The organism is Fusobacterium necrogenes (genome assembly GCF_900450765.1).
Taxonomy (GTDB): domain Bacteria; phylum Fusobacteriota; class Fusobacteriia; order Fusobacteriales; family Fusobacteriaceae; genus Fusobacterium_A; species Fusobacterium_A necrogenes.
Genome location: NZ_UGGU01000003.1, coordinates 335,515 through 358,485 on the forward strand (window position 1 = coordinate 335,515; position 22,971 = coordinate 358,485).

21 protein-coding genes and 1 pseudogene are annotated in these 22,971 nt (G+C 28.6%); 15 read left to right on the top strand and 7 right to left on the bottom strand.

Annotated elements, in window-relative coordinates; genetic code table 11:
- Positions 1–9: 9 nt before the first annotated feature.
- The 7 genes from DYA59_RS01950 to DYA59_RS01980 are packed head-to-tail and all read right to left on the bottom strand — an operon-like array spanning position 10 to position 6,155.
- The gene (locus tag DYA59_RS01950) at positions 10–561 is read right to left on the bottom strand and encodes a helix-turn-helix domain-containing protein (protein ID WP_115268852.1); all 552 of its coding nucleotides are present in this window, start codon (positions 559–561) and stop codon (positions 10–12) included.
- Positions 562–564: 3 nt separating this feature from the next.
- A complete protein-coding gene (locus DYA59_RS01955) occupies positions 565–1,770 on the bottom strand; it encodes a CinA family nicotinamide mononucleotide deamidase-related protein (RefSeq protein WP_115268854.1) in 1,206 nt (401 codons plus the stop codon).
- A 9-nt stretch (positions 1,771–1,779) separates the two neighbouring features.
- Entirely contained in the window at positions 1,780–2,277 is a 498-nt protein-coding gene (locus tag DYA59_RS01960) for a phosphatidylglycerophosphatase A family protein (protein WP_115268856.1), read from the bottom strand.
- Between the two features lie 2 nt (positions 2,278–2,279).
- Positions 2,280–4,442: a peptidase U32 family protein gene (locus tag DYA59_RS01965; RefSeq protein WP_115268857.1), complete on the bottom strand. Its 2,163-nt coding sequence runs from the start codon at positions 4,440–4,442 to the stop codon at positions 2,280–2,282.
- Positions 4,443–4,446: 4 nt separating this feature from the next.
- The gene (coaE, locus tag DYA59_RS01970; RefSeq protein WP_115268860.1) at positions 4,447–5,031 is read right to left on the bottom strand and encodes a dephospho-CoA kinase; all 585 of its coding nucleotides are present in this window, start codon (positions 5,029–5,031) and stop codon (positions 4,447–4,449) included.
- Positions 5,032–5,040: 9 nt separating this feature from the next.
- Complete coding sequence (locus DYA59_RS01975) at positions 5,041–5,598, bottom strand: chromate transporter (RefSeq protein WP_115268862.1); 558 nt, start codon at positions 5,596–5,598, stop codon at positions 5,041–5,043.
- 2 nt (positions 5,599–5,600) lie between these two features.
- Positions 5,601–6,155, bottom strand: a complete 555-nt coding sequence (locus DYA59_RS01980) for a chromate transporter (RefSeq protein ID WP_115268864.1) — start codon at positions 6,153–6,155, stop codon at positions 5,601–5,603.
- Positions 6,156–6,314: 159 nt separating this feature from the next.
- Here DYA59_RS01980 and DYA59_RS09635 point away from each other — a divergent pair.
- The 15 genes and pseudogenes from DYA59_RS09635 to feoB form a co-directional block, all read left to right on the top strand.
- A pseudogene (locus tag DYA59_RS09635) lies at positions 6,315–6,836 on the top strand (MATE family efflux transporter); the annotation flags it as partial.
- Positions 6,837–7,007: 171 nt separating this feature from the next.
- The gene (locus DYA59_RS09640) at positions 7,008–7,667 is read left to right on the top strand and encodes an MATE family efflux transporter (protein ID WP_342767465.1); all 660 of its coding nucleotides are present in this window, start codon (positions 7,008–7,010) and stop codon (positions 7,665–7,667) included.
- Positions 7,668–7,669: 2 nt separating this feature from the next.
- Positions 7,670–8,467, top strand: coding sequence for an HAD family hydrolase (locus DYA59_RS01995; protein ID WP_115268870.1), 798 nt, complete (start codon positions 7,670–7,672; stop codon positions 8,465–8,467).
- A 129-nt stretch (positions 8,468–8,596) separates the two neighbouring features.
- Complete coding sequence (locus DYA59_RS02000; protein ID WP_115268872.1) at positions 8,597–9,061, top strand: YehS family protein; 465 nt, start codon at positions 8,597–8,599, stop codon at positions 9,059–9,061.
- A gap of 408 nt (positions 9,062–9,469) precedes the next feature.
- Positions 9,470–11,398 carry a [FeFe] hydrogenase, group A gene (locus DYA59_RS02010; RefSeq protein ID WP_115268876.1) on the top strand — a complete coding sequence of 643 codons (1,929 nt, stop codon included), beginning with the start codon at positions 9,470–9,472 and terminating at the stop codon, positions 11,396–11,398.
- Between the two features lie 328 nt (positions 11,399–11,726).
- A complete protein-coding gene (locus tag DYA59_RS02015; protein WP_115268878.1) occupies positions 11,727–13,127 on the top strand; it encodes an alanine/glycine:cation symporter family protein in 1,401 nt (466 codons plus the stop codon).
- 235 nt (positions 13,128–13,362) lie between these two features.
- A complete protein-coding gene (locus DYA59_RS02020) occupies positions 13,363–14,286 on the top strand; it encodes an ABC transporter substrate-binding protein (protein WP_115268880.1) in 924 nt (307 codons plus the stop codon).
- 14 nt (positions 14,287–14,300) lie between these two features.
- A complete protein-coding gene (locus tag DYA59_RS02025; RefSeq protein WP_115268882.1) occupies positions 14,301–15,152 on the top strand; it encodes an ABC transporter permease in 852 nt (283 codons plus the stop codon).
- Positions 15,145–15,936, top strand: a complete 792-nt coding sequence (locus tag DYA59_RS02030; RefSeq protein WP_115268884.1) for an ABC transporter ATP-binding protein — start codon at positions 15,145–15,147, stop codon at positions 15,934–15,936. The genes DYA59_RS02025 and DYA59_RS02030 overlap by 8 nt, the downstream gene beginning before the upstream one ends.
- 180 nt (positions 15,937–16,116) lie before the next feature.
- Positions 16,117–16,962, top strand: a complete 846-nt coding sequence (locus tag DYA59_RS02035; RefSeq protein ID WP_005886374.1) for a WYL domain-containing protein — start codon at positions 16,117–16,119, stop codon at positions 16,960–16,962.
- 266 nt (positions 16,963–17,228) lie between these two features.
- Positions 17,229–19,418: an anaerobic ribonucleoside-triphosphate reductase gene (nrdD, locus tag DYA59_RS02040; RefSeq protein WP_115268886.1), complete on the top strand. Its 2,190-nt coding sequence runs from the start codon at positions 17,229–17,231 to the stop codon at positions 19,416–19,418.
- Positions 19,419–19,428: 10 nt separating this feature from the next.
- Positions 19,429–19,935: an anaerobic ribonucleoside-triphosphate reductase activating protein gene (gene nrdG / locus DYA59_RS02045; protein ID WP_115268888.1), complete on the top strand. Its 507-nt coding sequence runs from the start codon at positions 19,429–19,431 to the stop codon at positions 19,933–19,935.
- 260 nt (positions 19,936–20,195) lie between these two features.
- Positions 20,196–20,423 (top strand): ferrous iron transport protein A, encoded by a 228-nt coding sequence (locus DYA59_RS02050; protein WP_115268890.1) that lies wholly within the window; start codon positions 20,196–20,198, stop codon positions 20,421–20,423.
- A gap of 81 nt (positions 20,424–20,504) precedes the next feature.
- Complete coding sequence (locus tag DYA59_RS02055) at positions 20,505–20,735, top strand: FeoA family protein (RefSeq protein ID WP_115268892.1); 231 nt, start codon at positions 20,505–20,507, stop codon at positions 20,733–20,735.
- 20 nt (positions 20,736–20,755) lie between these two features.
- A complete protein-coding gene (feoB, locus tag DYA59_RS02060; protein WP_115268894.1) occupies positions 20,756–22,954 on the top strand; it encodes a ferrous iron transport protein B in 2,199 nt (732 codons plus the stop codon).
- Positions 22,955–22,971: the final 17 nt, after the last annotated feature.

Here is a 22,971-nt window from a genome sequence, read left to right on the forward strand (position 1 = left end):
CAATGGTTATTAGAATGTAGGAGGATTTACAACCCATATAGCTCTTGTTGGCTTATCTGTATTATTTTTAAATCTATGTTTTTGACTAGATTTAAAATATAGGCTGTCTCCCTCATTTAAACTATGAATCACATCATCTATATATACATCTAATTTTCCTTCTACTATATAAATAAACTCTTCCCCATGATGACTATAGTAACTTCTTCCACTTTCTCCATATGGCCCTATTTCATATAGAATAGGTTCCATTGCTTTATCGACATTTGAGGCTGTTAAAAGAGCCATTTTCGTATTAGAGTCGAGACTTTCTATGTATTTTCTATTATCTTTTCTAACAAGTTCAGTATTATGTCTTTCTTCTTCATCTTCTATAAGATAACTTACTTTTACGTCTAGTGAAGTAGCAATTTTTTTTAAATTTTCAATAGAAGGAGATGCTTTTCCTTGCTCTATTTGAGATAAAAAACTTGCTGATAATTCTACTTTCATAGCTAATTCTCTCAAAGATAACCCTTTATCATTTCTACTCTTTTTTATTCTTTCTCCTATACTGCTCATTTATCACACATCCTCGTTTAATATTTTTATCAAAGTAAAAAGAGTATGAGAGACTGTTTTTTCTCTAATTTTACTTCGATCTCCTTTAAATACTCTTTTCTCTATATATACTTTATCTCTGATTCTTATTCCCATATATACAAGCCCTACTGGTTTTTCTAGACTACCTCCATCTGGGCCAGCTATTCCAGTAGTAGATAATGCCACATCAGTAGTAAGTCCCATTATCATCTCTTTAGCTACTTCTTCACTTACAGCTCCATATTTATCTAATGTTTCTTTTTTTACTCCAAGCCTATTTATTTTAGTCTCATTACTATAAGATACTACTCCCTCATAAAATATATCTGAAACACCTGGAACATCTATAAGTTTGCTTGCTAACATTCCACCTGTACAAGATTCTGCTGTTGATATATTCATATTTAATTTTTTTAGAAGCTCTACAACTTTCTTTTCAAGTCTATCACTATCTTCTCCAAAAATAAACTTACCTATTTTATTATATATCTTTTTCACAATTTTTTCCACTTTATTTTTATTGCTCATTTTACTTTGAAGTCTTATAAGTATTCCATAATCTTTTACAAGAAATTCATAGTATATCTCATCTTCTGTAAAAAACTCTCTTACTGCTTCATCTAGTAATGATTCTGCTATTCCATAGGTTATTAAATCTTTAATATATATCTCATCATCTAATATTTTTTTCTCTTTCACATACCAATCTAAAAATTTGGGTAACATATTATATAGTTCCTTTGGAACACCAGGAAAAGCCACTATATCATCTATATATACAGCGGGAGCCATTCCAACATCATTTTTAAATGTAATAGCTCCCTTTGGTTTTTCCACCTCTTTAACATTAAGAGTCTTAAATTTTAGTCCAGCTCTTTCAAATTTTTCTTTTAATTCCTCTAACTCATCATCATCTACTATAAGAGGTTTTTTGACATATTCAGCTATAACCTCCTTTGTAATATCATCAAGAGTTGGACCAAGTCCACCAGATATAATTATTAAATCTACATTTTTTTTACAATAATCTATAGCTGAATATATCTCATCTCTAAAATCTCTAACTGTTATTTTAAATTTCATCTCTAAACCATGTTTATTAAGTTCTTCAGCTATATAAAGACTATTGGTATCTAACATTCCACCATTTAAAAGCTCTGTTCCTACAAGTATAACTCCTACTTTCATTATTTCCTCCTAAAAGAAAATTGTCCAAATACAAACCATTATAAAATTCCCTATTACCCCAGCTAAAAAATCATCTAATACAACTCCTAGACCATTGTCAAAATGTTGGGCTTTATCAATAGGTCCAATCTTACTGATATCTAAAAATCTAAATATTATAAAAGCTATTCCCATAGCTATTAAATTTTGAAATACTCCAACAGGATTGATTAAAAAAAGTGTAGTAAGATATCCAAGTACTTCATCTATTACTACATTTTGAGGGTCCTCTTTTTTAAAAATCTCTCTTTCACAAACATCTGAAACATATACAGCTACTCCAAAGAAAGTCATTAAAAACATAAAATAAAATGAGTTATACACCATATTATTTGGAAAAAATCCTCTTATAAAAGATAGCACTATAAATACTGGTATTCCTCCTAATGTTCCAAATGTTCCTGGTGCTTTTGGCATATCCCCAAGTCCAAACCAAGTTCCTAGATTTCTTACTATTCTTCTATTCATAATTAATATACTCCTCTCTCATAGTTATATGCTTTATAAAATCCTGTTCTATTTTTCATATCCTCTAGTACTTTTTCTACTTCTTCCTTTGTTTCAGTTGTAAATTCTAATACTACTTCATCTATCATCAATTCATTAAGTTTTTTAATATCATTTAAGATATTTAGAGGTTTTTCTAAGTATATCTCTGTATTTCCTACATCATTTTTTATAGCTGAAAAAATATCTCCCTCTTCATTTTTTAAAGTTTCTTTTTCTTTATCAAAAAGAGAAAGTTCTATATACATTCCCTTAAGTCTTGAATATCCTAAAATAGCTTTTTTTATAGAAGTTTTTCCTATCTCTTTTATCTTTTCAAAACTCAATTCTGGAGATATTATAACACTTTCAACTTTACCTGTTTGTGCAAGTACTTCTATACTATATCTATTAGTTATATTCAAGTTCCAGTTTGCCATAACCTTCTCATTATTATTCTCTAAAATTTGATAGATATTTGAAGCTAATTTACTGTTTAAATCATGCTCATTTAAACTTCCCTCTTTAGCTATATCTATTCCTCTTTTATAAATTTTTTCTATTCCAAATTTTTTTATGACATTTTCTTGTGTAAGATTAGAAACAATAGCCACTAACTCTATCTCTCTAGTTTTTTCCTCCTCTATTGGAAGTGAATACCTATTTCCCGCTTTTCTTCTATAACTTTCAACTAAAAGTTTTTCTAATTTTTCTACACACTCTCTTCTTAAAGATTTTAAAATAGATAGAGGCATAAATATTCCCTCATCTATATCTGTTGCAAAATCTCCCAATATAAATGTAGTATCTCCCATTTCAGATATTTTTTCTCTTAATTCCTCAGAAGTCAAAGCTTTTTTACTAGCCCTCTCTATCTCCTTTTCTCCTACAACTTTTACTACTATATCTACACCTAGATTATTTTTAGCAACTAATTCAAGAGTAGGTTTCTCTCCTATATGTCCTACAAATTTTCCTGAGATAGTAAGTCTTTGCTCTTCTTTTTTCATTCTACTTTGAGCATCATTATTTACCTCTTTAGAATAACTTTTAAAAATATATTTACTTCCTCTTGGAACATCTTTTAAAACTATTACTTCATTAGCTTCAGCAGATTTTCTACTCATATCTCCACTCTTTAGCTCTATTTTGTTGATATATCCTCCACCTAACTTTTCAAAATCCTTTGAAAGGTAGATTATTCCATCTCCTAATACAACTCTACTTTTTAATTTTAACTCTTTTCCACTAAGTAGTCCTAAATTTTTTCCAAGATTATATGAATAATCTTTATTCATAATATAGTTGTCATTTCCATAAAAGTATCCCTTACTATATCCTCTATTGAATAATTCTGAGGATTTTTCTTGAGCTTTTATTCCATCAATTAAATCACGATAATAAGATACAGTTTCAAAAACATAGTTAGGGTCTTTCATACGTCCCTCTATCTTTATACTCTCTATTCCTATCTCTTTAAGTTTTTTTATCTCATCAAAACCTAAAAGTTGGTCCTTAGGACTAAGTAAATATCCCTTTTCTCCAGTGGAATTTTCATATTTTTTTCTACAAGGTTGAGCACACATACCTCTATTTCCACTTCTACTTCCTATAAAGCTACTCATATAGCAATTTCCAGAATAACATATACAAAGAGCTCCTGAAACAAATATCTCTAATTCAATAGAGGTATTCTCTCTTATTTTTTTTATCTCTTCAAATGTCATCTCTCTTGGAAGTACAACTCTTGTAAATCCTAATTTTCTAAGGTATTCAGCTTCATAGTGATTTCCTACAGTCATCTGAGTACTTCCATGATACTCCATATCTGGAAAATTCTCTTTCATATATTTAAAATATCCTAAATCTTGAACTATTACTGCATCTAATCCATGTTCATATAAAACTTTTAAATTAGGATATAAAAATTCCATCTCTTTTTCCATCATAATGGTATTAAGAGTTAAAAATATTTTTACTCCTCTCTTATGTGCATAATCTAATGCTTCTTTATACTCTTCTAATGTAAAATTTTCTGCATTTCTTCTAGCTCCAAAACCTTTTAGTCCCATGTATATCTCTTGTGCTCCTGCTTTCACAGCAGCATAAAATCTTTCCATATTTCCCGCTGGGGCTACTATTTTCATCTTCTTACCTCTCTTTTAATTCTCTATATATCTTCATTACTTTTTCTTCTAATTCATCTAATGTTCCATCATTCATTATTACTATATCTGCCTTTTTTATTTTTTCATCTAAAGGCATCTGATTAGAAATTATTTTCTTAGCTAACTCTTTATTACTTCCATCTCTAGCTACTACTCTTCTTATTTGTTTTTGAACATCTACTCCTACTACTATTATTTTGTCACAAAGATACTCCATCTTTGCCTCATATAGTAATGGAATATCAAATATTAAAATCTCATCTTTTGAATTTTCCTCTTTTTTTCTTTTAAAATATTCCATCACTTGTGGATGTATAATTTTATTTAACTCTTGAAGTAATTCTCTATTTTTAAAAGCTTTTTCTCTCAATTTTTCTCTTATTATTTTTCCATCACTATCTAAGATATCTTTTCCAAAAATACTGCTAATTTTCTTTATACTCTCTTTTTTTTCACTTATATCTTTAGCTACCTTATCAGCATCTACTATCTCTATTCCACATTTTCTAAATAGATTACTTACAGTAGATTTTCCACTAGCTATTCCACCTGTTAATCCTACTATCATCTTCTACTCCTAAATATTATAAATTATAGCCCCTGCTGCTCCACATCCTAATATTACATATATTGGACTACTTTTATATTTTCTTAAAAAAAACATTCCTACTAAAAAAAATATAACAGAAATATAGTTAATAGACAAATCTAAACTAAAATTTCTTTGTCCAAAAAAAGTTAAACATATTATTGATAATCCTGCTGCTCCAATAAGTGATACTACTGCTGGTCTCAATCCATAAAGTATATTTGACACTGTATCTAAGTTTCTATACTTCATATATATGTGTGCTAAAAATAAAACTATTATAAACGATGAACTAACACAACCTAAAGTTGCAATTATAGCTCCTAATAATCCCCCTATTTGTGTTCCTACAAAGGTAGAAGTATTTATAGCTATTGGTCCTGGTGTCATCTGAGATATTGTTATAATGTCAGTAAACTCTGTCATTGTTATCCACCCATGTAAATCTACTACCTCTTTTTGTATTAATGGTAGAGAGGCATATCCTCCTCCTATACTAAATAATCCTATCTTAAAAAAACTCCAATATAATTGTAATAATACCATCTCTACTTCACTCTCTTTCTTATATATCTATTGTATATAACTCCAAAAACTCCACATGTAAATATTATAAATATAATATTTACAAAAAATGTTGCTATAAAAACAATTATCATTAAATAAGTTGAAAGTTTATCCTTTTTTCTTATATCTCCAACCATTTTAAAGACAACATCAGCTATTACTGCTGCTACGCCTGCTTGCATCCCTTGCATAGCTCCATTTACTATTCTATTATCTCTAAAAGCTATATAAAAAAGTGAAATAACTGATATTATTATTAGAGGAGGAAACACTGTTCCTACCAATGCCACTATCGCTCCTAGTATACCTGCCAATTTATATCCTATTATTAAAGATGTATTTATTGCTATTGCTCCTGGTGCTGATTGAGCTATTGCTATCAAATCTATCATCTCATTTTCATCTATCCAACCATACTCAGTTACAAATTTTTTTCTCATTAGAGGTACTATTACATATCCTCCTCCAAATGTAAAAGCACTCAAATAAAATGTTGAAAAGAAAAGTTTTAAGTAAAATTTTTTATCTTTTTTCATACTAACTCCCTTGTCTTTTTCCATTTTGTTTCATATTATATAACTTTTTTCATCTTTTTTCCAATATTTTCTATAGTTTTAACTAATTATATTATAAATTTTCTTGACCATAAAATATTTCATAGGTAAAATATATAGGTAAATCTTTAAGGAGGTTTTATGATACAAGAAAAATCAGTTTTTAAGACAATACTTAGGTATACTATTCCCTCTGTTGTATCTATGTGGATATTTACAATCTATACAATGGTAGATGGAATATTTATAGGGAAATATGTTGGAGCCTTAGGTTTAGCTGGTGTTAATATTACTATGCCACTTATCAATCTTACCTTTGCTATTGGTATAATGATAGCTGTAGGTAGCTCTACTATGATAGCTATACACTATGGTGAAGGTGACTGAGCAGTAGGAAATAAGATATTTACAACTGCAGTTTACTCACTTTTAAGTTGTGGTATTCTTATTTCAATATTGATAACGATATTTATGGAACCAGTTATAAATTTTTTAGGTGGTGGTGGAAATCTTTATCCCTATGTTAGAGATTATCTTAGTGTTATTATTTTATTTTGTGTATGCTATATGACTGGTTATGCTTTAGAGATATATATCAAAGTAGATGGTAATCCTGTCTATCCTACCCTTTGTGTAATAACAGGCGGAATAGTAAATATTCTACTAGATTATATCTTTGTTGTAATTTTTCACTGGGGTATAAAAGGAGCTGCCCTTGCTACAGGACTCTCTCAAGTTACTACTACATCACTTCTTTTTTACTATATATTTTTTAGAACTAAAAGAATCAAATTTGTTAAAATAAAGTATTCTCTTTTAAATCTATTAAAAATTATGAAGGTAGGATTTGCTGAATTTTTAGCTGAAGTTTCTACTGGAATTTCAATCTTTGTTTTTAATTTAGTTATTTTAAAAAATCTAGGAGAAAAGGGGGTATCAGCATTTGGAATAATTGGATATATCTCCTCTTTTATCACTATGACTATGATAGGATTTAATCAAGGAGTACAACCTATACTGAGCTTTAATCTTGGAGCTAAAGAGTATAAAAAAATCTTTGAAATAATTAAAAATAGTTTCTTTATTCTTGGAGTATTAGGGGTATTTTTTTACACTTTAATCAATATTTTTTCTATAAATATTGTTTCTATATTTTTAAATGATATTGAAGATATTAATCTTACTAAAAAAGCTCTCATGATTTATAGTTTTGCTTATTTAATATGTGGATTTAATATTTTTAGTGCTGGATATTTTACAGCTATGGATATGGTAAAAATTTCTATTATTATTACTATGTTAAGAGGAATTTTATTTTTAATTTTATTTATTTTATTACTCCCTATTTTTTTTGGGACTACTGGAATTTGGATCACTATGTTTTTGACTGAATGTTTTACATTAATAGTATCATATTTTTTTATGAGGAATATGCTATTTTATAAAAAAAGAAAAAATAATGGTATAATATCAAAAAATAGAAATAAGAGGTAATTATGATAAAATTAATTGTTAGTGATATGGATGGAACTCTTTTAAATAATAAAGATCAGATTAATACAGAATTTTGGGAAATTCAAAAAAAACTTTCTAAAAATGGAATAATTTTTGCTGTTGCTAGTGGGAGACCTTATTATAATCTAATTGAAAGATTTAAAAATATAAAAGATAGTATTCTCTTTATTAGTGAAAATGGTGCCTATGTTATGTACCAAGAAAAAGAAATATATAGTAATACTATGAAAAGAGAGGATATTTTTTTCCTTCTTAATATCTGTAAAAATATAAAAGGAATTGTACCCATACTTTGTGGAAAAAAATCTGCATATGTTGAGAAAAATATATATTCTAATGATGAATATAATTTTAAAGAGGAAATAGCTAAATACTATAATAAACTAGAAATTGTTGAGGATCTAAACAATGTTGAGGATGAATTCTTTAAGATAGCTGTTTGTGATTTCTTAATTTCTGAAAAAAATAGTTATAAATATTTCAAAGATTATGAGGATAAATTTCAAGTTGTAATATCTGGTAAAGTTTGGATGGACTTAGGTAAACTAGATACAAGTAAAGGACTAGCTGTAAAAATGGCTCAGAAAAATTTAAATGTTTCTTATGATGAAACGATGGTTTTTGGAGATTATCTGAATGACTGTTCTATGATGTCAGAAGGAAAATATAGTTATGCTATGTTAAATGCCCATCCTAAATTAAAAGAGATAGCTAGTTTTATTACTAGAAAAGATAATAATAATAATGGGGTGCTTGAAACTATTAAAGAATATTTTTAGCTAAAAATATGTAGAAAAGTATCGTTTGAAAAATATATTTTGAGGATAATATTATGAGTATTTATTTGACAATTGTCAGTAAATGAAGTACAATCATAAGGAATATATGTTATATTGCTAGGAGGATAAATGTTAAATAATGATATACTCAGAAGAGTAAGGTACGCTCTAGATATAAAAGATAGAGTGATGTTAGATATATTTAAATATGGGGAGAACCCTATTACTCATGAAGAATTATTGAAACTTTTAAAAAGAGAGGAAGAGAAGGAGTTTTTAAAGTGTAATAATAGAACTTTAGAGGCTTTTTTGAATGGATTAATAATTTTAAAAAGAGGAAGACAAGAGACAGAATATACACCTACTAAAATAACAAAAAATAATATAAATAATATTATTTTAAAAAAGTTGAGAATAGCTTTAGCTTTAAAAAGTGATGAAATGCATAAAATATTTAAGCTAGCTGGATTAGAATTATCTTCCTCAGAGCTAAGTGCAGTTTTTAGAAAAGAAGATCATAAGAACTATAGAGAATGCGGAGATAAATATATTAGAAATTTTTTAAAGGGATTAACTATATATTATAGAGGATAGTATAGGGGGAAAAATGGGTCGAACTTTGGTTTTTAACATACTGTTAGTGATAACTTTTGAGGTTTTTATGTTTTTAAATGGACGAAAAAAATATAGAGGCTATGTTACATTAAAACACTATGTCTTAACTTTAAAGATGCCAATTTACCAAAAAGTTTTAATGATTAAGATTTTTATAGTATCATTTATAACTGTGTTATTTCAAATATTTTTTTAAGGAGTGACTCAACTAGTCTTGAGTCATTTTTCAATTTTTATGAAAAATTATTGTTCAATATATTTAAAAAGTAAAAAAAGCACTTGAAAATTTCTGTAATATTAGTTAGAATGTTGTTAAGTATAGAACTAAAAAAGTAAAGTTGTATTTTACATAATTAAGTAATATTAAAAAAATAAATAGGAGGACAAATGTCAGATAAAATGTTCATTCTTCAAAGTTCATATGGTTCAGTATTTTCAGTAGTAGAAGATTTAGAGGAAAAAGTAACAGAGGAAGGTAATGATAAATTAGTAACAGTAGCAGGAAGAGTAAATAATCCAGGAACTATTGAAATTCCAGAAAATTCTACTTTAAGAGATGTGATTGAGTTAGTTGGAGGAATAAAAAATAAGAAAAGTTTTAAAGCAGCTCAATTTGGACTTCCTTTTGGAGGGTTTTTAACAGCTAAAAGTTTGGATAAAACTATAGATTTTTCACTTTTTCCAGAAGGAGTAGAAAAAAATATAATTATTTTATCTGAAGAAGATTGTATAATTACTTTTGCAAAATTTTATGTAGAGTTTTTGATTGCTAAGGTAAAAAATAGTGAATATGAGCAATATTTTCAAGTTGAAGATGAAATAGAAAGAATTTGGAGAATTTTAGATAGAATATCTAAAGGTAAAGCAACAATGAGAGATGTTTACTTATTGAGATATTTATCAGAAACAATTAAAACAAAATTAAACCAAAGACATAATTTAATATTAGAAAGTATAGACCAGTTTTATGGAGAGATTGAAGAGCATATAGAAGAGCACAGATGTCCAGCTGGAGAATGTATACATTTATTAAAATTTAGAATTACAGATAAGTGTATAGGATGTACTGCTTGTGCAAGAGTATGTCCAGTTAAATGTATAGATGGGAAATTGAAAGAAAAACATACAATAGATAATGATAGATGTACTCATTGTGGTCAATGTGTTGCAGCGTGTCCAGTAGGAGCAATTTTTGAAGGAGATCATACTCTAAATCTATTGAGAGATTTAGCAACACCTAATAAAAAGGTTGTAGTGCAAATAGCGCCAGCTGTAAGAGTGGCTATAGGAGAGGCTTTTGGATTTGAACCAGGAACAAATGTAGAAAAAAAATTGGTAGGTGCTCTTAAAAAGATGGGAGTAGATTATGTATTTGATACAGCTTGGGCTGCTGATATGACAATAATGGAAGAAGCTGCAGAGTTTCAAGAGAGATTAGAAAGATATTATAAAGGTGATGATACAGTAAAACTTCCAATACTAACTTCTTGTTGCCCAGCTTGGGTAAAATTTATTGAACAAAATTATCCTGATATGATGGATGTTCCGTCTACTGCTAAATCACCTATGGAAATATTCTCTACAATTGCAAAAGATATCTGGGCAAAAGAGCAGGGATTTAGGAGAGAAGAAATAGCTTCTGTTGCTATTATGCCTTGTCTTGCAAAAAAATATGAAGCAGCTAGACCTGAATTTTCAAGAGGAGATAACTACGATACAGACTATGTAATCTCTACAAGAGAATTAATTAAAATATTTAAAGAGTCTGGAATAGATCTTAATGATATTGAAGAGATGGAATTTGATAATCCATTAGGACAATATTCAGGAGCTGGAATAATTTTTGGAAGGACTGGAGGAGTTATTGAGGCGGCTACAAGAACAACTGTTGAAATGATAACAGGGACTCACCTAGACAATATAGATTTTACTGAATTAAGAGGATGGGAAGGATTCAGAGTTGCTGAATTGACAATAGGTCATATTGAGCTTAGAATTGGAGTTGCTCATGGATTAGAAGAAGCTGCAAAGATGCTAGATAAGATAAGAGCTGGAGAGGAGTTTTTCCATGCTATCGAGATCATGGCATGTAAAGGAGGATGTATCGGTGGAGGAGGACAACCGAAAGCAGTAAAAAAACAGATTACTTTAGAGAAAAGAGCAGAGGGATTAAATAATATAGATAAGCAATTAGAAATAAGAAGATCTCATGAAAATCCATATGTAAAAACTATGTACGAAAAATATTTAGATTATCCATTGAGTCATAAAGCACATGAATTGCTACATACTAAATATTTTCCGAAAATAAAATAATTAAATATATAAGAGAGATGAATTTTAAAATTTATCTCTCTTTTTACATTTAAAGAAATTATAATTTGATTTTTTTAATAATCTAGAATTTTTGATGATAACTTGGAATAAGGCAAGTTTTTATAACTTTATGAGCTTTGACTTTAAATTTTTACTAAAATGGAAAGTTTAAAAAATAGAAAATATATAAAATATATATATTAATTTTTAAGAAAACATTGATAAAAATGATTGACATATCTAATTAAATAGTATATTATATTAACATAGTAAAATATTTTCAAAAAAATGAAATTTGAAAAAAATTAAATTATTAGGAGGAAGGTCTGTGGATTTAGTATTGAATTTATTTTATAGTTTGAGTAATTTTTTGTGGTCCTATGTTTTAATCATTATGTTAGTAGGGTTGGGAATATACTTTACTGTAAGGACAAATTTTGTTCAATTTAGAATGTTAAAGGATATGTTTTTATTATTAGGGGAAGGTGCTGTAAAAGGAAAAGATGGACATAGTGGGATTTCATCTTTCCAAGCTTTTTGTATTTCAACTGCTTCTAGAGTGGGAACAGGAAATCTAGCAGGAGTTGCTATTGCAATATCTATAGGAGGGCCGGGTGCTGTATTTTGGATGTGGGCAATGGCAATTGTTGGAGCAAGTTCAAGTTTTGTAGAGAGTACACTTGCACAAATTTATAAAGAGAAAGAAGGAGACCATTTTAGAGGAGGGCCAGCTTATTATATGGAAAAGGCTCTTGGAAAGAGATGGATGGGAATATTATTTTCAATAATTATTTCAATAGTATTTGGACTTATTTTTAATTCGGTTCAAGCTAATACAATAACTTTAGCTTTTGAAAAGGCTTTTTCAACAGATAGATTTATATTGGGGATAATTTTATCAATTTTAACGGCTGTTATTATTTTTGGTGGAGTTAAAAGAATAGCTAAGTTTGTTGAGTATATTGTTCCGATAATGGCAGTTGCTTATGTCTTAATAGCTTTATTTGTAATTATAAAAAATATTACGCTTATACCACATGTTTTGGGTCAAATAATAAGTGGCGCTTTTGGATTTAACCAAGCTATTGGTGGAGGAATAGGTGCAGTAGTTATGCAAGGGGTAAAAAGAGGACTTTTTTCAAATGAAGCTGGAATGGGAAGTGCTCCAAACGCTGCAGCTACAGCTAATGTATCACATCCAGTAAAACAAGGACTTATTCAAACATTAGGAGTATTTACAGATACATTATTAATTTGCTCTGCTACTGCTTTCATTATACTTATTCCTGGTGAAAATTTGAAAGGAACTTCAGATGGAATACAACTTACACAAGATGCACTTGTATCACAAATAGGAAGTTGGGGGAGTGTATTTATAGCAATATGTATTTTCTTATTTGCTTTCTCATCTGTAATTGGGAATTATTATTATGGTGAAGCTAATATAGAATTTTTAAATGGAAATAAATTTATATTAAATATATATAGAATATGTGTTGTAGGAATGGTAATGTTTGGGAGTTTAGCTAAAATTCAAATTGTATGGGATATGGCAGATCTATTTATGGGGGTTATGGCTATCATTAACTTAATTGCTATAGGGCTTTTAGGAAAAATAGCTATGGATGCTTTGAAAGATTATCAAGAGCAAAAGAAAAAAGGTTTAGATCCACAATTTAAAAAATCATCTATACCTGGTCTTAAAAATATTGATGCTTGGGATGATTAAATAAAAAATTTAATTCAAGAGTGATAGAGTCACTCTTGAATTTTTTTACAATAATTTAGAGTATATTAAACAGTAGTATACGAACAAATTTTTTTAACTAAATTATTGTAAGATCTTAAAAAATGAGAAGAGAGTCAATTAATAATGAACAAATAATAAAAATAATTGTTATCTACACAAAATAGATTTTTAGTAGTATTATAAATTTATAAATAAATATTAGGGGGGAATCAAAATGAAAAAATTAGCAATGATATTATTATTACTTTCAACAGTGGTTATGGGAAAAGAGATAAAAGAACCTAAAAATATAGAAATAGGAGTTACGCAGATAATGGAGCATCCAGCTTTAGATTCTGCAAGAGTAGGTTTTGAAAAAGCTCTAAAGGATAATGGATATGGAGATGTAAAAATAGATTATCAAAATGCTCAAGGAGATTTTGGAACAGCACAGATGATAGCTAATTCATTTGCACAAGGTAAAAAGGATCTAATATATGCTATATCTACACCAAGTGCTCAAGCAGCTTATAATGTAACTAAAGAGATACCAATACTTATTACAGCAGTAACAGATGTAAAGGCAGCTGGACTTGTAGGAGATAATATTACAGGAACAAGTGATGCAACATCAATATATAAACAACTAGAAACTATCACTAAGATATTACCAAATGCTAAAAAAATTGGAATAATCTATAACACAAGTGAACAAAACTCTCAAGTACAAGTAGCAAGTGCTAAAGAGGAAAGTAAAAAGCTTGGATTAGAAATAATAGAAACAGGAGTAACAAATGTAAATGATATGGCTATGGGGCTTGACTCATTACTTGATAAGGTAGATGTGCTATATACACCAACAGATAACTTAGTAGTTTCAGCTACACCACTTGTATTAAATAAAGCTAATAGAAAAAATGTACCAGTAGTTGGTTGTATTGAAGACCAAGTGGCACAAGGGGCTTTAATAACTGATACTATTGATTATAAAAAATTAGGATATCAAACTGGAGAGATGGCAATAAGAGTTTTAAAAGGAGAAGAACCTAAAAATATGCCAGTTGAAACTTTAAAAAATACTCAACTTATAGTAAATAAAAAAGCAGCAGAGAAATATGGAATAGACTTAGGAGCTTTAGAGGGAGCTAAGTTATATTAAGAGAGGTAAGAGAGATGTTATTAGGAACTATTGAACAGAGTTTTATATTTGCAATAATGGTATTAGGAGTTTATATATCATATAAGATATTGGATTTCCCAGATATGACAGTAGATGGAAGTTTTCCATTAGGGGCAGCTGTAAGTGCTGCACTTATAGTAAAAGGAGTAAATCCACTAATAGCTTTAGTTGTAGCTATGTTAGCTGGAGCAGTAGCTGGACTTATAACAGGTATGATTCATGTAAAATTAAAAGTGACTAATTTACTTGCTGGAATTATAGTAATGACAGGATTATACAGTGTAAATTTAAGAATAATGGGAAAATCAAATATACCACTATTTATGTCAAAACATCTATTCAATGGAACTGTATCAGCAATAGTAGTTGTAGTTATTTTTCTACTAATAGTAAAATTAGCAATAGATTTTTTACTTAAAACAAAATTTGGATTTGTATTAAAAGCTTTAGGAGATAATGAGAGCTTAGTAATAGCTCTAGGACTTGATGGAAACAAATTAAAACTTTATGGACTTATGATAGCTAATAGTTTAGTAGCTCTTTCTGGTGGAATACTTGCTCAATATCAAGGGTTTGCTGATGTGGGAATGGGAACAGGAACTATTATTACAGGTCTTGCTTCTATAATAATAGGAGAGGCAGTAATAGGAAAGAAAAAAATTATAAAAGCTACTACAATGGTAATTATAGGAACTGTAATATATAGAGCAATAATAGCTCTATCATTAAAATTGGGAATGACTGCTAGTGATTTAAAACTTATAACATCTATATTAGTAGTAATTATTATATATTTAAAACTAAAAAAAGAATCATTGAAAAAAGGAGGAGTTGTAAATGCTTAATATAAATTCTATTGAAAAAAGCTTTGTTACTGAATTAGGGACAGTGAAAAAAGTATTTAGAGGTTTAAATCTTCAAGTGGAGAAAGGAGATTTTATCTCTATAATAGGAAGTAATGGAGCAGGAAAATCAACTCTTCTAGATACAATAACTGGAAATGTAGTAGTAGATAGTGGAAGTATTGATATAGATGGTAGAGATATTACAAAACTACCTAAATATAAAAGAGGAAGTTTCATCTCTAAAGTTTATCAAAATCCATCTATGGGAACAGCTCCATCAATGACAGTATTCGAAAATCTTTCTATGGCAGATAACAAAGGAAAAAGATTTGGATTTACTATGGGACTTAATAAAAAGAGAAAAGAGTATTATAGAGAGCTTTTAAAAGAGCTTGATTTAGGAATAGAAAATCAAATGGATACAGAGGTAGGTTCTCTATCTGGTGGACAAAGACAATGCCTTGCTCTTATAATGGCTACTCTTAATAAACCAGAGATACTACTATTAGATGAGCATACAGCAGCTCTTGACCCTAAGACTTCTAAAATTATAATGGATAAGACAAAAGAGATAGTAGAAAAAAATCAAATCTCTACACTTATGATAACTCATAATTTACAAGACGCTATAAACTATGGAAATAGACTTATAATGTTACATAATGGAGAGATAATCATTGATATCAAAGGAGAGGAGAAGAAAAAGCTTACTCCAGAGAAACTTTTAAAAATCTTTAATAATAGAGAAGCTTATCTAAAAGATAGTGAACTTTTCTCAGCATAGCTATATAAAACATATTTAATAGATGTAATATTGACTTATTAAAGTTTAAGGGGAAAATAAGAAAATATTACAAAGGAAGATTGAATTAAAATTAGAAACTAGATTTCTGTTAATTCAATCTTTTTTATTTGTGAAAATTATGATATAATAGAAAAATAGTATTGGAATGGGGGAAAAACTATGAAGAAGATAAGGGTAACTGTTCCAGAGGATATATGGCGTCTTATGAAAAATGATACAGAGGAATTTGGTATCAATAATAATAAACTATGTAATTATATTCTAGAGAGATTTAAATATAATAAGAAAATGGAAGTAGAGAAACTTCTTGAAACTCAAGGGCGTCCTCTGAAAAAGATTATACAATTTGATTTAAATGTTTCAAATAGGGAGATATACTATGATGTTTTAAAAGCTAATGAAGTAGATATAGAGGCTGAATATTTTAGAGAGCTATTTGAATTATATACTTCAAAATTTAAATATCAAAGGGAGCTTTTTATATTTGAAGACAGAGTAAAAGCTATCTTAGAAGCGATTAAAGAAAAAAAGAAAATAAAGATAAAATATTTAAAGAGAGTTTTTAGTGTAGAGCCATACTTTATTAAAAGAGAGGAAAGAGGAGATGAAAACTTTCTCTTCTGTTATGATGAGGAAAAAAAAGAGTATGCTAACTTTAAATTAAAAGAGTTGGAAATAGTTTCTATTTTAGAAGAAAAGATAAAAGGTAAGGATAAAAAATATATAGAGAATATGAGAAAAAACTTTGACCCTTTCTTAGGAAATGGAAATATTGTTAAAGTAAGACTTACAGAAGAGGGAGAAAGCCTTTTAAAAAGTTTGACTAACTATCGTCCAAAACTTGTAAAAAAAGAGGGACATATCTGTTATTTTGAGGTAGCTAATGAAAATGCTAAACTTTATTTTAGACAGTTTTCTAAAGAGGCAGAGATTTTAGAACCAAAGCAGTTACGTGAGGAGATAAGAAAAGAGTATTTAGAGATACTTGAATTATATAAAGATTAAAGTTTTAAAATTATGAGGATAAACTTATAAAAATTTGAAATTTTATAAAAAATTATGAAAAAAATTTTTTAATATATATAAATTATATTTGACAAAAAATAAAAAGATATTAAGACTTTCTCAGATTAAAAATAAGAGTAAATAAAAAACTTAACACTATATAATGTTAAGTTTTTTTATTTACCACTATATATTGTATATATTTTTATTTTTTTTAAAAAGGATGTATAATAATTTAGACACAAAGATGAGTGAGGTTGATATAGATGAAAGAAGTTATAAAAAGAAACGGAACTATTGTAGAGTTTGATAAAGATAGGATAATAAAAGCTATTACAATGGCCTTCAAACAAAATTCTGGAACTATAAATAATGAACTTATTGAAAAGATAGCAACACAAATAGAAAATATAGACAATAAAAGAATGCATGTAGAAGAGATACAAGATATTGTCGTAAAAAAACTTATGGCATCTAGTGAAAAAAATATTGCTATAGCTTATCAAAGTTATAGAACAATAAAAACAGAAATAAGAAATAAAGAAAAGGGGATATATAAAAATATAGCTGAATTAGTAGATGCATCAAATGAAGATATGATGAATGAAAATGCAAATAAAGATGCTAAAACAATATCAGTACAAAGAGATTTATTAGCAGGAATATCTTCAAAGGATTACTACTTAAATAAAATTTTACCTAAACACTTAAAGAAAGCTCATGAAACAGGAGAGATTCATATTCACGATTTGGATTATCTTCTATTTAAAGAGACTAACTGTGAATTAGTACATATAGAGAGAATGTTAAAAGGTGGTTGTAATATAGGAAATGCAAAGATGTTAGAACCAAATTCTGTAGATGTAGCAGTAGGACATATAGTACAAATTATAGCTTCTGTTTCATCTAATACATATGGAGGATGTTCTATTCCATATTTAGATAGAGCTTTAGTTCCATATATTAAAAAAAGTTTTAAAAAGCATTTTACTAAAGGTTTAAAATATGTAGAAAGAGTAGATGAAGCTACTACAAAAGAGATAATAGATAGAGGAAATATAGAGTACTCTAATATGGAGTTAAAGGGAAAATATCCATTGGCATATGAGTATAGTTGTGATTTAACAAGAGAGTCTGTAAAACAAGCTATGCAAGGATTAGAATATGAGATAAACTCTCTTTCAACTGTAAATGGACAAACACCTTTTACAACAATAGGTATAGGAACAGAAACTTCTTGGGAAGGAAGACTTGTACAGGAATTTGTATTTAAAACTAGAATGGATGGCTTTGGAGCTAAAAAAGAGACTGCAATATTTCCTAAGATAGTATATGCTATGTGTGAAGGGCTAAATATGAATGAAGAAGACCCTAACTGGGATATAGCACAACTTGGCTTTGAATGTATGACAAAATCTATTTATCCAGATATTTTATTTATAACTAAAGAACAACTTGAAAAAGGAACAGTTGTTTATCCGATGGGGTGTAGAGCCTTTTTATCTCCTTGGTTTAATGAAAAAGGAGAAGAAATTTATTCTGGAAGATTTAATATAGGTGCTACAAGTATTAATTTACCTAGAATAGCTATAAAAAATAAAGGAAATGAGGCAGGATTTTATAAAGAGTTAGATAGAGTGATGGAATTATGCAAGGAAAATTCTCTACTTAGAGCCCATTACTTAGAGAAAACTCAAGCTGAAATGGCACCAATTTTATGGCAGTCTGGAGCATTAGCAGAAAAGCAACCTAAAGAAACAATAGAAGATTTAATTTGGGGAGGATATGCTACTGTTTCAATAGGATATATAGGACTTAGTGAAGTATCACAATTACTTTATGGTGAAGATTTTGCATATAATGAAGAAATTCATGAAAAAACATTTAATATTCTAAGGTATATTTCAGAAAAAGTGGCTCAATTTAAGGCTGAAACAAATCTAGGGTTTGCCTTATATGGAACTCCATCTGAATCACTTTGTGATAGATTTGCTAGAATTGATAGAGAAGAGTTTGGAGATATAGAGGGAATTACAGATAAGGGTTATTATGATAATTCTTTTCATGTATCTTCTCATATAAATATAAATCCATTTGAAAAGTTAAGATTAGAAGCTCTAGGACATCAATATTCAAAGGGTGGACATATCAGTTATATAGAAACAGACTCTTTAAAAAATAATTTAGAAGCTATATCTGAAATATTAAAATATGCAAAAGAGATAGGAATTCATTATATGGGAATTAATCAACCAGTTGATAAGTGTCATGTATGTGGATTTAAAGGAGAATTTTTAGCTACAGAAAAAGGTTTTGAGTGTCCTCAATGTGGAAATCGTGATAACACTAAAATGAGCGTAATAAGAAGAGTATGTGGTTACCTAAGCCAGCCAAATGCAAGACCGTTTAATAAAGGAAAACAAAAAGAGATAATGAGTAGGGTAAAACATAATTAGGAGATATAAGATGAATTATTCTGGGATTAAATATTCCGATATGATAAATGGTAAAGGAATAAGAGTTAGTTTATTTGTAAGTGGGTGTTCTCATAGATGTAAAGGATGTTTTAATCGAAATACTTGGAATGCTGATTATGGAAAACTTTTTACTAAAAAAGAAGAAGAAGAAATATTTTTGTATTTCGAAAAGTATGGGAAAGCAGCAAGAGGACTATCACTATTGGGTGGAGATCCAACATATTATAAAAATGTAGAATCACTTATAGTCTTTTTAAGAAAATTTAAAAGTAGATTTCCAGATAAAGATATATGGATGTGGTCTGGATTTACTTGGGAGCAATTAGAAAAGGATAAAAAAAGATTTGAGTTAGTTTCCCTTTGCGATGTTCTTATAGATGGAAGATTTGAATTAGATAAGAAAAATTTAAATTTAAAATGGAAAGGAAGCTCAAATCAAAGAGTAATAGATGTACAAAAAAGCATTTTTTCAAAAGAAGTAATAGAATATAAATAATTTAGAAGAGGGAAGTTTTAATATGAATATCTCATAGAATTTGAGAGAATATTGAAATTCCCTCTTTATTATATTTTTAAATTTTATGAAAACTTTACTAGTAAAATATAAATATATGATTTTAAATATGAAGAATAAATTTTCAAATGAAACTTAAATAATATTTTTATATTCAAAGGTTTTCTATTGACAAATTTTTATTTATAAATTATAATTGTTACGTATATGAATAGTGATTATTTCTTAAGGAGAGGATTAATATGATACCTTTGTGTTTTGCTCAGTTAAACAAAGATTTTTTGATTAAAGAAATAAAAGGAAAAAAAGGATCAAAGTGCTGTATATTGGATAAAGGACTCTGTGTTGGAAATAAAGTTCGTATAATGACTGGGACAAAAGACTGTTTTATAGTGAAAGTTAATGATAAGGTAAAATATGCTCTTAACTTCAAAATAGCAAATAAAATAATATTACAAGAAATATTATAACAACAGCCTTAATAGGCTGTTATTATTTAAATATAAACTTTGAAATACAAAATTTTTTAAAATAAATATGGAGGAAAAGTAATGAAGCTATGTGAGTTAAAAAATGGAGAAAGAGCTAAAATAGTAAAAATAGGTAGATTAGGTGAACTAAAAAAGAGACTGATAGATATGGGGGTTACAGCTGGAGAGATTATTAAATTAGAAAGAAATGCTCCATTGGGAGATCCACAAGAATATATAGTAAAAGGAACTGGGATAGCTATAAGAAAAGAAGATGCTAAAAATATAGAAGTTGAAAAAATAAACGAATAATTTTTAAAGGGAGAAAAAATATGATAAGATTAGCATTTGCAGGAAATCCAAATGTTGGGAAATCAGCTTTGATTAATGCTATAGCTGGATCAAAGTTGAAGGTAGGAAACTGGCCTGGTGTAACAGTAGAGAAGAAAGAAGCTTTCTTTGTCTATAAAGGACAGGAAATTCAATTAGTAGACTTACCTGGTGTGTATAGTTTAAGTCCTTATTCTTTAGAGGAAAAAATTACAAGAGATTTTATACTTGAAGAAAGACCAGATGTAGTAATTAATGTAGTAGATTCTACAAATTTAGAGAGAAACTTATATCTAACTTATCTTATAAAAGAGTTAGGAAAACCTACACTTATCGCTTTGAATTTATATGATGAGTTTGATAAACTAAAATATAAGTTAAATATTGAAGAGTTTCAAAATTTTATAGAAATGGAAGCTATTCCAGTATCGGCTTTAAAGGGGATAGGGATAGAAGAACTTATGGATAAAGCTCTAGAGTTAGTATCAAAAAAGGAAAAAAAGAAATTTTCTCTTCCTTTTGATGAAGCAACTACAACTTTAATAAGAGAGATAGAAAAAAGTATTAAAAGTAATAAAAGTTGTACTGAAGCTTTAAAATTTTATTCTGCAGAATTTTTAGCTATAAAGTTAATAGAAAGAGACATACATATTATAGAAAAATTAAAAACTAGATTTAATATAGAGCTAGATAAAGAGTTTGAAGATAAAATTATAAAACTTGAAGATAAGTATGATAATGATAGTGAAACTATTTTGGCAGAGCAAAGATATGGAAGTGTGAATGGAGTTTTAGCTAAAACATTTACAACGTCTATGAAATCAAGATTAGATTTTACTGATAAGGTAGATAAAATATTTTTAAATAGAGTTTTAGGATTACCGTTGTTTTTTGTAATTATGGCTGGAGTTATGGCACTTGTTTTCAATGGAAGTGCTCCATTTATTGATTGGGTAGATGGATTCTTTGCAGACTTTGTAGGAAAATATGTAGGTATGTTAGTAGAGGGAACTCCAGATTGGTTAAGCTCTTTAGTTGTAGATGGAATAGTAGGTGGAGTAGGAGGAGTTCTTACATTTGTTCCTGTTATGGTATTCCTATACTTCTTCTTAGCAATTTTAGAAGAGAGTGGATATATGTCAAGAGTAGCTTTCTTAATGGATAAGATTATGAGAAAGCTAGGATTAAATGGAAAATCATTTGTACCTATGGTAGTTGGATTTGGATGTACAGTACCAGCTATATATGCTACTAGAACTATGGAAGATGAAAGTTCTAGAAAGATGACAGCAGCAATGACACCATTTATGTCTTGTGGTGCTAGATTACCAGTATATGGATTATTTACAGCGGCTTTCTTTGGAGCTAAAGGTGGACTTGTAGTTGTATCTATCTATTTACTAGGAATAGTAATAGCAATCTTAGTAGGACTTGTATTAAAGAATATAAAAGGATTTAAACCAGAAAATAGAGCTTTACTTATAGAGTTGCCTCCTTATAGAATACCAAGCTTAAAAGTTATTTTAAGCTCTACTTGGTTAAGAGTATTTGATTACATTAAAAGAGCAGGAACAGTAATATTAGGGATTATGATGATATTATGGGCTCTTACATATTTCCCAAATCATGGAGATTCAAACTCTTCATATATAGCTAAATTTGGACATACTTTTGCACCTATTATGAAGCCTACTGGTTTTGGAGATAGATGGGAGACAGTTGCAGCTATCCCACCTAGTATAGCAGCCAAAGAGGTAGTAGTAGGATTCTTAGCACAAGCATTACCATTAGAAAATGGAGATGAAGAAGCAGCTGAAGAAGTTGCAGAAGAAACAACTTTTGGACAAGATTTAGCTGAACAAGTAAAAGGACTTGGAGTGGCTATAAAAGATTCTGTAACAGGAATGTTAAGTCTAAATGTATCAGGACTATTTACAACTCCAGAAGCAGATGAGATAGAGGAAGAGGGAAGAGGAGTAGTTCAAGCAACAGCTAATCTATGGCCTAATGATGAATTAGCACCTCTTAGAGCTTACTCTTTCATGACATTTATTCTTCTAGTTGTTCCATGTGTAGCTACATTAGGAGCTATCAAACATGAGTTTGGTTGGGGATATTTAGGAAAAGTTGTAGGAATAATGTTGGTAGTACCTTATATAGTATCTACACTAGTATTCCAAATAGGAAGATTTTTCTTCTAATATTTTGTAAAAAATTA